9 protein-coding genes are annotated in these 12,390 nt (G+C 43.2%); 3 read left to right on the top strand and 6 right to left on the bottom strand.

The genetic code is table 11. The annotated features are described in order from the left end of the window. Positions 1 to 274: 274 nt before the first annotated feature. Positions 275 to 1,045: a Fe-S cluster assembly ATPase SufC gene (gene sufC, locus IM319_RS06695; RefSeq protein WP_287735074.1), complete on the bottom strand. Its 771-nt coding sequence runs from the start codon at positions 1,043 to 1,045 to the stop codon at positions 275 to 277. A 123-nt stretch (positions 1,046 to 1,168) separates the two neighbouring features. After that, positions 1,169 to 2,611: a Fe-S cluster assembly protein SufB gene (gene sufB / locus IM319_RS06690; RefSeq protein ID WP_287676251.1), complete on the bottom strand. Its 1,443-nt coding sequence runs from the start codon at positions 2,609 to 2,611 to the stop codon at positions 1,169 to 1,171. Between the two features lie 223 nt (positions 2,612 to 2,834). Between sufB and sufR the strand changes: the two genes are divergently transcribed. Then, positions 2,835 to 3,473, top strand: a complete 639-nt coding sequence (gene sufR / locus IM319_RS06685) for an iron-sulfur cluster biosynthesis transcriptional regulator SufR (protein ID WP_190721589.1) — start codon at positions 2,835 to 2,837, stop codon at positions 3,471 to 3,473. A gap of 69 nt (positions 3,474 to 3,542) precedes the next feature. Here the strand turns inward: sufR and IM319_RS06680 are convergent, their stop codons facing one another. The 4 genes from IM319_RS06680 to IM319_RS06665 all read right to left on the bottom strand — a co-directional run bounded on the left by IM319_RS06680 (position 3,543) and on the right by IM319_RS06665 (position 9,583). Next, positions 3,543 to 5,099: a CPBP family intramembrane glutamic endopeptidase gene (locus IM319_RS06680; RefSeq protein WP_287735073.1), complete on the bottom strand. Its 1,557-nt coding sequence runs from the start codon at positions 5,097 to 5,099 to the stop codon at positions 3,543 to 3,545. Between the two features lie 169 nt (positions 5,100 to 5,268). Continuing rightward, positions 5,269 to 6,495 carry a glycosyltransferase family 4 protein gene (locus IM319_RS06675; protein WP_287686412.1) on the bottom strand — a complete coding sequence of 409 codons (1,227 nt, stop codon included), beginning with the start codon at positions 6,493 to 6,495 and terminating at the stop codon, positions 5,269 to 5,271. A 222-nt stretch (positions 6,496 to 6,717) separates the two neighbouring features. Beyond that, entirely contained in the window at positions 6,718 to 7,983 is a 1,266-nt protein-coding gene (purD, locus tag IM319_RS06670) for a phosphoribosylamine--glycine ligase (protein WP_287735072.1), read from the bottom strand. A 331-nt stretch (positions 7,984 to 8,314) separates the two neighbouring features. Then, positions 8,315 to 9,583 carry a hypothetical protein gene (locus tag IM319_RS06665; RefSeq protein WP_287686410.1) on the bottom strand — a complete coding sequence of 423 codons (1,269 nt, stop codon included), beginning with the start codon at positions 9,581 to 9,583 and terminating at the stop codon, positions 8,315 to 8,317. 351 nt (positions 9,584 to 9,934) lie between these two features. Between IM319_RS06665 and IM319_RS06660 the strand changes: the two genes are divergently transcribed. Together IM319_RS06660 and IM319_RS06655 are read left to right on the top strand one after the other, a co-directional pair. Further along, on the top strand, positions 9,935 to 11,299 hold the full coding sequence (locus IM319_RS06660) for a UDP-N-acetylmuramoyl-tripeptide--D-alanyl-D-alanine ligase (RefSeq protein ID WP_287686408.1): 1,365 nt from the start codon (positions 9,935 to 9,937) through the stop codon (positions 11,297 to 11,299). A 7-nt stretch (positions 11,300 to 11,306) separates the two neighbouring features. Then, a complete protein-coding gene (locus IM319_RS06655; RefSeq protein WP_287735071.1) occupies positions 11,307 to 12,257 on the top strand; it encodes a hypothetical protein in 951 nt (316 codons plus the stop codon). Positions 12,258 to 12,390 lie beyond the last annotated feature (133 nt).

The raw sequence follows: 12,390 nt of genomic DNA, 5'->3' as shown, positions 1-12,390 counted from the left end.
TTATAGAGACAGACGTTGCTGCAATTTTTGTCAATTGTTTTTGATCTAGAGCGAACTAATTAATTAAATCTTTTGCCAGATAAGAATTTAGTCCATTTATGCCACCCTATCGAACCATACTAAGTAACGAAGAACCATAAAAGCCATCTCCTGATAACTGATAACTGATAACTGATAACTGATAACTGATAACTGATAACTGATAACTGATAACTGATAACTGATAACTGATAACTGACTACTGATAACTGATAACTGATAACTGATAGCTAGATTACTTAACGGCTAATAATTGTTCGTCGAGGAAATCGTAGCCAGTTCTTTCTAATTCGAGGGCTAATTCTTTACCGCCACTGGTGACAATGCGCCCATCGTACATAACATGAATAACATCGGGTTCAATGTAGTTGAGCAGACGCTGATAGTGAGTGATAAGTAAAAAAGCGTTATCGGGAGTAGCTAATTGATTGACTCCCTGGGCAACAATTCGCAAAGCATCGATGTCTAAACCGGAGTCAATTTCATCGAGAATTCCTAAAGTAGGTTCTAATAAGGCCATTTGTAGGATTTCATTACGTTTTTTCTCACCACCGGAGAAACCTTCGTTTAAACTTCTGCTAAGAAAGCTAGGATTCATCTGGACAACTTCTAGTTTTTTCTCGACTAATTCCTCAAAGTCAAAACTATCTAATTCTTCCAAGCCTAGATATTTTTGTCGGGCATTATAGGCAACGCGAAGAAAATCGAGGTTACTAACGCCGGGGATTTCTAGGGGATATTGGAAAGCGAGAAAGATACCCATAAGCGCTCGTTCATCGGGTTCTTTTTCTAAAAGGTTTTCGCCTTTATAAATTATTTCTCCCCCAGTTACTTCATAATCGGGATGTCCAGCGATTACTTTGGAAAAGGTACTTTTTCCTGAGCCATTGCGTCCCATAATTGCGTGGGTTTCACCCGCTTTAATTTCGAGGTTAACTCCTTTAAGAATCTGGTTTCCATCAATACTAGCGGCCAGATTTTTTACTGATAAAATTACTTCACTCATGAGATGTTTTTCTAGAACAAAAATATTAGTTTTTGGGGTTGACGGCGAGTCATCAATTGATGGATAAATTGTCTTAGCTTTTGGTGGGTTACGGCTATCGCCTAACCCACCCTACTTTACTGATTACCCGACGGTTCCTTCGAGCTTGAGACTTAGGAGTTTATCAGCTTCGGCGGCGAATTCCATCGGTAATTTACTGAGGACATCCTTACAGAAACCACTGACTAACATAGAGACAGCATCTTCTTCGGAAATGCCCCGTTGTGCGAAGTAGAATAATTGGTCTTCACCGATTTTAGAAGTAGAAGCTTCGTGTTCTACTTTAGCACTGTTGTTATCCACCTGAATATAGGGAAAAGTGTTAGCTTCGGCATTATCTCCAATCAGCATAGAATCACATTGGGAGTAATTTCTTGCTCCCTTGGCTTTCGGTCCCATTTTCACTAACCCGCGATAACTATTTTGGGAATTACCCGCAGAAATTCCCTTAGAAATAATGGTACTTTTGGTGTTGCGGCCAATGTGAATCATTTTCGTACCTGTATCGGCCTGTTGTTTGTTATTAGTTAGGGCAATTGAGTAGAATTCCCCGACGGAATTATCGCCAACTAAGACGCAACTGGGATACTTCCAAGTAATCGCTGAACCAGTTTCTACTTGCGTCCAAGAAATTTTAGAATTAACTCCTTTACACAGACCCCGTTTAGTGACGAAATTATAAATACCTCCCTTACCATTGGCATCGCCAGCGTACCAATTTTGTACCGTCGAGTATTTAATATCCGCATTATCGAGGGCGACTAATTCCACGACGGCGGCATGAAGTTGATTACTATCGTACATCGGAGCGGTGCAACCTTCTAAATAACTTACCGATGCCCCTTCTTCAGCGACAATTAAAGTTCTTTCAAATTGTCCCGTCTCACCGTTATTAATCCGAAAATAGGTGGACAATTCCATAGGACAGACGACACCTTTGGGTATAAAAACAAAAGAACCATCGCTAAAAACGGCCGAATTAAGAGCGGCAAAATAATTATCACCCACGGGAACCACAGTACCGAGATATTTCTGCACTAAGTCGGGATGTTCCTGTAAAGCTTCCGAGATAGAACAGAAAATAACCCCCTGTTCTGCTAGTTTTTCTTTAAAAGTTGTGGCGATAGAAACGCTATCAAAGATAGCATCTACAGCCACGTTAGAAAGGCGTTTTTGTTCCGAAAGGGGAATGCCTAATTTTTCAAAGGTTTCGATTAAAGTGGGGTCAACTTCTTCAAGACTGTTGAGTTTTGCTTTTTTCTGTTTGGGTGCAGAGTAGTAGATAATATTTTGATAATCAATGGCAGGATAGGAAACGTGCGGCCAACTGGGTTCGGTCATCTTTTGCCATTGATGGTAGGCCCGGAGACGAAAATCGAGCATGAATTCCGGTTCCTTCTTTTTCGCCGAAATTAGGCGAATAATCTCCTCATTCAAACCGCGGGGGATGGTTTCCGATTCGATATCGGTGACGAAACCGTACTTGTAGGGTTGGTTAACGAGGTTTTTAACGGTGGTTGCACTCATGGGGGTTGGTGTTCTCTCTACGCGGTAGGCAGGGGAGGCAGTTAAACAACTTTCTTGTTGTTTAAATTGATTATATAATAGATTAACAACAAAGCTGTTGTCAAAGTCACGGAAAATTTCAGAGGATTCTGGTAAACCTCTGTTATTCAAGTTACTCTGTAGGGGTAATTGGCCGCTCCTTGACTCTCAGCAATTGTACGCTAAAGCCTCTGTTTTTGGTATCATGACCACGACTCAACCCGCCTCGACTAAAGACGATATTCTGCAATATTTGCTCAAAAACGGTCAATCTACCGCCCAAGACTTGGCTGAGGAGTTAAGTATTAGTCCGCAAGCGACGCGCCGCCATCTTAAGGATTTGGAGGGGGAAGGACTGATAGAATATTTTGCGGTACAAAATAAGATAGGACGGCCTCAGCACATTTATCGTCTCAGTCGTCAAGGTCGTGGCCGTTTTCCCCATAATTACGATAATTTCGCCGTTTCTTTCCTCAATACTCTCGTGGAGACGGTGGGAGAGCAACAGGTGGGGGAAATTCTCAAAAAACAGTGGCAACGCAAAGCGGCAGAATATCAATTGCGCCTCGGCAAGGGGTCTTTAGGGGAAAGAATGAGAAAATTGCTGGAAATTCGCCAAGAGGAGGGTTATATGGCAGAATTAGTGGCACTGGAAGCAGAAAATAGTTATGTCCTAGCCGAGCATCATTGCGCTATTGCTGAGGTGGCTGGTTCCTATCCCAGTATCTGTGGCCATGAATTAGAAATGTTTGCGATGCTGCTGCCCGATTGTACGATCGAACGGACTCACTGGATCAATCAAGGTGAGCAACGATGTGGTTATCTAATTAAGTGCAAGGGATGACAGAGAAAGATTAGTTATCTCTAGACTACCAGCTACTGTTCTGGCGTTCCCTAAAACCAGAGACTTCACCTAACCCGCACTGCTGCCCAATAAAAATAAACTTAACAGGGTGCCACCATTCCAGAGACTATGAACCAACATCGAGGATAATAAATTTTTCGAGCGGGTGTAAACAAAGCCAAGAACACAACCTAGGACGGTTAAAGGCAGCACTTCTGACAAATTTTGGTGAGCAAGGGCGAAAATCAAACTACTAAGAGCGATTGCACCCCAGACGGGTAGATAACGAGTCAAAGAAGCTAGTAAAAAGCCGCGAAAGACAATTTCCTCGAAAAAAGGAGCGGCAAGGGAAGCAGTAAAGGCAAAACAGAGTAAAGCGAAGGTATTCTGGGATTCTAGAGCTAAAGTCAGCAGCGGGTTACTGCCCCCTTGTCCTTGCCAAATTAGTTGATTAAGCAAAGAAACGATAATAACCAGGGGTAAAGCGACAAAATAGCCGGCTAATCCCCAGAGAAACCAAGGACTAAAGAGGTTAAAACGAAACCAATCGGGAGGTAAAGGGCGAAAAGGCTTGATCGCTAGGTATAAAACCGATAAACTGCTCACTGTTAAGGCTAAATAACTAACTACAACGTATATTGCTTTAGCTTCTAGGTTAAATTGTTCGGGATTGAGACTCAAGAAACTCGATAAAATCCCGAAAATTACCGGTAAAACAATTTGTCCGACGAAAAAGAAACCGATAATTATTCCCCACCAGAGGGTTTCTCCTCCCCACTTAGTTTGCCAAGCGAGACTATCATCTAAAAAGAGCAGCGATCGCTGTTTACGGAGAAGCCACTGCACTAATAAAAAGATCAAAAGCACAACACCGATTAAACCGCCGATAAGAGGCAAGAAAGCCAGTAAAATTAGTTTAATTAACGCATTAGCCGCTACTTCACTCTGTTCTTCCTCTAAAGCGAGTAAATCCTCTTGACGATTTTCGAGACTATATAATTTTTCCAGAATGGTATAACGAAACCATCCTTGAAAATTGCGCTCGATTCTCGCTTCAGCATCGGCAGCAATTTGGGGGGGTTCACCGTACAATCCCTCTAACAGCAGCGCATTTTGTAAAACAGCAGGTTTATAGTTCTCAAATTCTGATTTTTCCTTGATGTCTTGCCAGATTTGCCGTGCTGAATCCAAGTCACCTTGACTAGCTTGAATGAGACTTAATTTTAGCTCTAAATCTTTTAAGGAATTGATTTCGCGCTCAAGGGATTTTTTTTGTTCGGGATTAACTGCTGATTTTTCTAGTTCGGTGATTGTTTTTTTGGCACTTTTCTGGGCTGATAAATACTGTTCCTCGGCAGTGGTATAAGGATCTTCACCGATCAGGGAAGTTTGAATTAATTTAAGATTAGCAAATTCCTCGCTATTAGGGTCAGCATCGCTGCTTAGAGTCGTGGCTTGTAGATTGAGATTGGTTTGATATAGTTGAATATTCGATTGGATTTGGGGCTGATTAACACTAGAAATTAAAGCTGTAACTACTGGGGTTAAGGCAATAATTGTTAAGACAAAAGCGATCGCTTGTTTGAGACTTTGCCAGGGGAGTTTTTTTGAGAAATTATCGAACATGAAAATAGTTAAGTGGGAGTTAGGGGTTAGGTGATGGGGTGATGGGGGTTGGGTAATAGGTGTTGGGGTTTTAGGGTTTTAGGGTTTTAGGGTTTTAGTTGAAATTCCCCTATCCCCCCCATTTCCCTATTCCCCCATTTCCCTATCCCTAATCCCTATACCCTAATTATTAACTAACTACTTGAGAAAAAAGCTTTTCGTATTGATCCAAAGTCTTTTCAAAGGCATAATTTTCCTCCGCGTATTGTCGTCCCTGTTCTCCTAGTATAGTTGCTAAATCTGGGTTTTTATATAGCTTTAAAATAGCCGTAGCTAATGCCTCTGGATCTTCAGGAGTAACCACCAAACCACCACCACTACGCTCGATCGCCCTAGCGGCGGTTCCATCGGCGGGAACAGAAGCAATGATAGCACGGCCACTAGCTAATAATACCTGAATTTTGGACGGCATATTAAAGGAAATAACGTTATGTTTTTGCATCACCATACCCACATCGGCGGCGGCTAACATTTCTGGTAATTTTTCCCGGGTTTGAAAGGGCAATAAAAGCACATTACTGGCCCCCTGTTGTTGGCGATACTTTTCTAGGCGATCGAGTGCTTCTTTTTTACCAACAATTACCACTTTAATCTCAGGGATATCAACTAAGTAAACTGCAGCATCGATCAGGGTTTCTAGGGGTTGAGTTAGGGCAATATTGCCAGAATATAAAACCACAAATTTGCCCTCAAGATGATTTTCTTGGCGAAAATAATTATTGTTTTTCGGCAGAGGTTTAATAAAGCTTACATCCACCCAATTAGGAATTTCAATAATTTTCTGACTCGGCACATTTTTAGTTAGGAGATTTTTGGTAAAACCATCGGCAATAACTGAGATTTTGCTGGCAGTTCGGTAGGCAAATTTTTCGAGACTACTAAAAACCTTAATCATTTTCTCATTAGTTAATAATCCCACATGAACTGCCGCATCGGGCAAAATGTCCTGTAAGTTTAGAATAATCGGCACGCCATATAATTTACTCAATAAAGCGGCGGGAACGCAAACGGGTAATCCGGGGACAGTTAAGAAAATTAGATCGGGTTTTTCACCTTTAAGAGCCTGAAAGAAACTCAAAAAAACAAAGCTCAATTCAAAGAAAATTCGATTTTTTAAACTTCTTTGGGGACGCGCCCAGACGTAGGAACGTTGAATTTTAACACCATTTCGTTCTTCTTCTAGATAGATTTTTCCTCGGTATTCGGGATCGATTTCACTATTAGGATACCAAGGAAAAGCGGTTAAAACCCTGACTTGATGACCTCTTTTAACCAATCCTTCCGCTAATTCTGTCATCAGGGGAGCGATGCCGATCGGTTCGGGGTAATAGTTATAAGAATAGAGCAAAATTCGCATAGGGATGGCAATTTGGTTGGGCGATTCAGTTTCATGATTTTATCAATAGTTACTGGTTTTTTGACAAATCAGATGCGCTTTTGTCAGGGATTGCCCTAGAAAGAGGTTTGGCATCAGGTGAGGATTAGCGGTGAGAGATTCGGAAAAAAAGGGAAATTGGCTAATAAATTAATCCTCAAAACCCCTAACTATTCCCCCTTACCCCTACCTAAATACTGACCCTTATTTTTCCCTTACCCGGTGGCCGATATCACGACGATAATAGATGCCCTCAAAGTGTATCCTTTTCACCGATTGATAGGCAAGTTCGATCGCCTGATTAAAATTCGACCCCATAGCCGTGACACCCAAGACGCGGCCGCCATCGGTGAAGATATCGCCGTGTTTTAAAACCGTGCCGGCGTGGAAAACGATCGCCCCTGCGGTTTCAGCGGCCTTAATTCCAGTGATCAACCGGCCTTTTTCGTAGTGGTCGGGATAACCGGCAGACGCGGCCACCACACAAACGGCACTACCGGATCGCCATTGTAAAGAGGGGAAATCAGTTAATTTTTGTTGAGCGCAAGCCAGCAGCAGCGGTGCCAGGGGAGTTTCCAGTAGGGGTAAAACCGCTTGGGTTTCGGGATCGCCAAAACGACAGTTAAATTCGAGAACTTTTGGCTCTCCGGCGGGGGAAATCATTAAACCGGCGTAGAGGACTCCCCGATAGTCAATGCCGCGTTTTTGTAGGGTGGCGACGATAGGGGCGAGGATGTCCCGATCCACCGCTTCTATAATAGCGGCGGTGGCTATGGGTGCGGGGGCATAAACTCCCATACCGCCGGTATTTTTGCCGGTATCGCCTTCACCGATGCGCTTGTGATCTTGGGCGGGTAGCAGGGAACGAAAGCTGATCCCATCGGTGAGGGTGAGGATCGACACTTCTTCCCCCTCTAGGAATTCTTCCACCACGACTTTAGTAAAGCCACTGGTAAAAAGATCATCGATCGCTTCTAGGGCTGTATTTACGGTTTCGGCGACAATTACCCCTTTTCCTGCGGCTAATCCGTCAGCTTTCACCACAATTGGCCCTCCTTGCTCTCGGATATAAGTTTTTGCTAATTCTGCATCGGTAAAGGTTTCCGAGGCGGCGGTGATAACTCCTGCTTCGCTCATTAATTCTTTTGCCCAGGATTTGCTCGATTCAATTAAGGCCCCGGTTTGTGTGGGGCCAAAAACGGCAATTTCCTGGCCCAGAAGATGATCGGTAATGCCAAGGGAGAGGGGATATTCTGGCCCGACAACCACCAGATCGACGCAATTTTCTCGGGCAAAGCGGCTAATTTCGGCAAAATCCTCCATTGCTATGGGGATATTTTCACATTGAGGTAAAATTGCCGTTCCCCCATTACCTGGAATACAGAACACTTGTTCTACTTCGGGCGATTGCAGCAGTTTCCAAGCCAAGGCGTGTTCTCGACCACCACTGCCGATAACGATAATTTTCACGGATAAACGCAGCCTAAATGACGATGGTTTAATTATCCCCTAGCTCCGGGTCACCATTGGCTAGAAGTTGAGATTACTTAACTTTTTAATCGATTTGACGGATTCAGGAGGCAGGCTTCGGCCGTGAGATCAGCCGAACGGAGGCAGCAGATTATTTCTATTTATTCTCCCCCCGCAACGCGCACGAAGTGGTCTCCCCATCTCCCCACTTCCCCACTTCCCCACTTCCCCACTTCCCCACTTCCCCACTTCCCCACTTCCCACTTCCCCACTTCCCCCCTTCTCCTCTCATAGACAGTCTTAACAAGTAATTTAGATAGCGAACAGCTGATCACTGGATTTGACGGAGACAGGACAAATCAGCTTGGCCGAAATGAATACTAAAAGCTATTTGCAGATTTTCTAGGGATTTAACCAACCAAGGCACTTGATCGCAAGAATAACTCTCGTAGTGGTTAAATAGAATCGAAAAACGTTTATCTAAGTGGGGTTTTGCCTTGGGACAGATCAAAATCAACTTGAGCAATAACCCCACAGTCGGAGTTACCCCCATATTGGTGATCATATCCATAAAAATGTAATGATCGGGTTTTTGCCCGCTTTCCACCACCAGATAATTTAACAGTTGGCTAGAAGTACGCAGCATGAGAAATTCACTCGGTTTTTGTTGATCGCAGTGGGGTAGAGTATTTTGCAGGATATCGTCGAGTTTTTTGTTAAATTGCCCCTTGTCGTAGTCTAAGGAGGTAATCAGATAATCGTAGAGGTCATTTTTAAACTCTTTATAGGTAGGGGTATAAACTGTATTCGCCAGAAAATTTTGCGAAAGAGCCTTATGAGTATAATTTCCTGCTACCGTCCCCAGATAATACTTGAGGGCGCGATTTAGATACTTATCATTGAGCAGGGTGGGATTTTCTACCGGTTGAATGATTCTCCCCGCTTCTTCCCTGATTTTTGGGCTATGGGCCGCCTGAGCCAAACGTACCTGATAGGTGACATAACGAGAGAGATTTACCTCGAAACGCCTCTCGGTTTTCACTTTAATACGTCTAACGGTTTGTCGCTGTTCTCGGGGACTTTCATCACCGAGTAAATAGTAATCATAGAGATAGGGATAACGACTAATCAGGGTTCCCAGGGAAGCGGCGGTTTTTTCGCTGTATTTGCCGCTAATAATTCTCGCCAGACGCTGCAGCCTAACGTAGTCATCCGAGAGGGTAAATTTTTTGACCAGATGGCCCAAATTACTGGGGCTGCTGTAATCTCCTGGACGTGGGGAGGGCAAATTTTCCAATAGCGATACCAATTCCGGAATTGCTGGCTGATGGGTGGGCTGTGTTTGCCATCGATTCACTAAAATATGACAGCAGCGGTTAAAGAAATGATAAAAACGTATTTCGGCATCCTTAGCCTTGACAAGACGCTCTAGGGCTAAATAAATAGGAGCTTCTCGATAGCCCCCACCTTCGATAAACAAACGACAAAAATCCTCGATTAATTGCTCGGGGGAATCGGTCCTGGCGCGGTCGAGCCAATAATCGTATAGTAGCTGTTCTTCCTCTCTTGTTTGTCTTTGTCCAGTGTTTAGACTAGCCATGGTTATTTGATTCAGCCCTCCTAAATCAGTAAGCGGATGGATTTTAGGGCTATGACCATAAAGGGGTCAATTGTGATTAGATAGTAGATGCTCCCTTCTTAGGATACCCCTATTTTGGGTCATTGTACTGATCGAGTCGCTCCATTTTAGCTTGGCAAGTTTGGGAAAATTCCCCTTGGCTTACCCAGCCAAGCTTGCGGACTATGCCCAGATTACTAAAAATTTAGGCAGCATACCCTGCTAATTAAGTTAGCGAAAAGAAACCCCACTTGGATGTGATCTAAGTCACATTTCAACCTAAATCCATCTTCTAGATAATTCGGAATTTACTCCTAAGTATTTTTATTGTCTATGGCCTGTCATTTATCCCTCAATCAACTAGCTCAATTATTGTCCTTACAAGATAATGGTGACATAAGTTTTAGTCCCGATAGTTTAGTATCTGGCATTAATACTGATAGCCGTAGTATTGAGTCAGGACAAGCATTTTTGGCATTAAAAGGTGATAATTTTAATGGTCATGATTTTATCGATATGGCTATCGAAAAAGGAGCGGCGGCATTGATTGTCGATCAGCCAGTTTCGTTAAATTACTCTAAAAATATTCCTGTATTCCTGGTCCAGAATACCCTAGAAACCTATCAGCAATTAGCCCATTGGTGGCGGAATCAATTTACTATACCCGTGATTGCTATTACAGGATCGGTGGGGAAAACCACCACTAAAGAATTAATCGCCTCGGTATTAGCAACCCAGGGAAAGGTACATAAAACCCTGGCTAATTATAACAATGAGATCGGAGTGCCGAAAACTCTCCTCGAACTGGATGAAACTCACGATAGTGCCGTAATCGAGATGGGAATGCGGGGAAGGGGAGAAATTGCCCTGCTCGCTCAAATCGCCCGACCGACGATCGCAGTGATTACTAATGTGGGAACCGCTCACATCGGTCGCTTAGGCTCGGAATCAGCGATCGCAGAGGCCAAATGCGAGTTATTGGCCGAGTCCCCTTCTAGTAGTATAGCGGTTCTTAACTACGATCACCCTTTACTTACCGAAACAGCTAAACGGGTATGGCAGGGGGAAACAATTACCTATGGCTTCTCTGGCGGCGATATAGTCGGTAAATTACTGGATTTAACTACTTTACGAGTAAATGGACTAGATTTTAACTTACCTTTATCCGGTCGTCATCATGCTTTAAATTTTATGGCGGCCTTGGCCGTAGCGAAAATTTTAGGCATCGATTGGACTTCTTTGCAACAGGGAATTAAAGTTAATTTACCCAGTGGTCGGGCTAAACGTTACCAATTAGAGCCAGATATCCTACTCCTCGATGAAACCTATAACGCCGGTCTAGAATCAATGTTAGCGGCCTTGGATTTACTGAAAGCTACCCCCGGTCAGCGTCATATTGCTGTTTTAGGCACGATGAAGGAGTTAGGGCTTTTTTCGGAGCAATTACATCGCCAAGTCGGTGAGAGGGTGCAAAAACTAGGCATAGATCGCTTGTTTGTCTTGGTAGATGACCCGGAAGCTAAGTTTATTGCTGAGGCTGCTACTGGGGTCGATTGCGAATGTTTTCAAACTCACGCAGATTTAATTAATCGTTTAAAGGAAGTGATCGATTTCGGCGATCGCATTTTATGCAAAGCTTCCCATTCCGTCGGTTTAAATTGCGTGGTGGAGGAGTTAATCAGTGATATTGGGGGTTAGGGAATAGGTGTTAGAGAAGAGAGCATTTTTTAGCAAGAATAGCCGATTAAAAACTGTTTTTTCAGCGATTTTAGTCCTAGTTTTCTTTTTTTCGGCCACTCAAGTCTCTTTTGCCCAAGCATCGAGACGACTGGAGACTTATCTCCCAGATCTCAGTGGTTTAGCTTGGGTGGAAGGAGATGTTTTTCTAGGGGTTCACGATGCCAAAAATAAGGGCAAAAATAGTGATCCATCTCAAGCAAGGCTGAGTCTTTTACAGCTACCTACCCAGGAAAAACCGCTATTATGGCAGGTTTTAAGGGTAGATTGGCCAAAACCAGAGGGATTGAGTAACGATCTCGAAAGTATTACTTCTATCCCAGAAACTAATTTATTTTTGTTGGCTGAAAGTGGCGAGAAAAAACCTTTTCAAAGACTATTTTTACTAGCATATAACCAGCAAAAAGTCAAGATAGTTGAGCAAATAAATTGGCCAATTCCAGTAGAAAATGTAGAGGCGATCGCTGTTAGTCGGCAGGGCGATCGTTATCTATTTATCTACGCAGAACGGGCCGATAGTCAAGAGAGTACAAAGATTCGCTGGACGGATATCTCGTTCAATCCCTTAAAATTCGGGGAATTTCAGTCGGTAACTTTTCGGAGTCCTTTTGGTAGTGGTAAAAATATTCGCCCCATCTCTGATTTAGCCGTAGATAAGCAAGGTAATATCTACATAGCTTCCGCTTACGATCCAGATAGTGCGGGAGTGTTTAGAAGTGCTGTTTACCGTATTGGTCAAGTTAAAGCTGATAATAGCCTAATTATTGCCCCTAATCCCCAAAAAATTGCAGAAATAGACGGCTCCAAAGTGGAAGCGGTGACCACCAGAGAATCTCCTAGAGGTAAAATAGAAGTCTTTATCGGTACAGATGACGAGAATTATGGCGGTTTTCTGCGACCTTTGCTTTTAGATAATTAGGGTTTGCTGAATAAATCTAAAAACCTTATCCAACAAGGTTTTTAGACTTTTTTTCCCTCAAAAAGTGCCGACCCTTGGAGTGATTGGGGGGAAAATTCAGGGACTTTTTCCCTGAAAATTAGGTAATTGACCA

This window comes from Microcystis sp. M113S1, from assembly GCF_020246945.1.
Taxonomy (GTDB): domain Bacteria; phylum Cyanobacteriota; class Cyanobacteriia; order Cyanobacteriales; family Microcystaceae; genus Microcystis.
This window is presented reverse-complemented; position numbering and strand designations above follow the sequence as displayed.

Excerpts from the sequence above, each read along its gene's own strand:
- sufC (WP_287735074.1), bottom strand. The coding sequence starts at position 1,045 with ATGAGTGAAGTAATTTTATCAGTAAAAAATCTGGCCGCTAGTATTGAT.
- sufB (WP_287676251.1), bottom strand. The coding sequence starts at position 2,611 with ATGAGTGCAACCACCGTTAAAAACCTCGTTAACCAACCCTACAAGTAC.
- sufR (WP_190721589.1), top strand. The coding sequence starts at position 2,835 with ATGACCACGACTCAACCCGCCTCGACTAAAGACGATATTCTGCAATAT.
- IM319_RS06680 (WP_287735073.1), bottom strand. The coding sequence starts at position 5,099 with ATGTTCGATAATTTCTCAAAAAAACTCCCCTGGCAAAGTCTCAAACAA.
- IM319_RS06675 (WP_287686412.1), bottom strand. The coding sequence starts at position 6,495 with ATGCGAATTTTGCTCTATTCTTATAACTATTACCCCGAACCGATCGGC.
- IM319_RS06665 (WP_287686410.1), bottom strand. The coding sequence starts at position 9,583 with ATGGCTAGTCTAAACACTGGACAAAGACAAACAAGAGAGGAAGAACAG.
- IM319_RS06660 (WP_287686408.1), top strand. The coding sequence starts at position 9,935 with ATGGCCTGTCATTTATCCCTCAATCAACTAGCTCAATTATTGTCCTTA.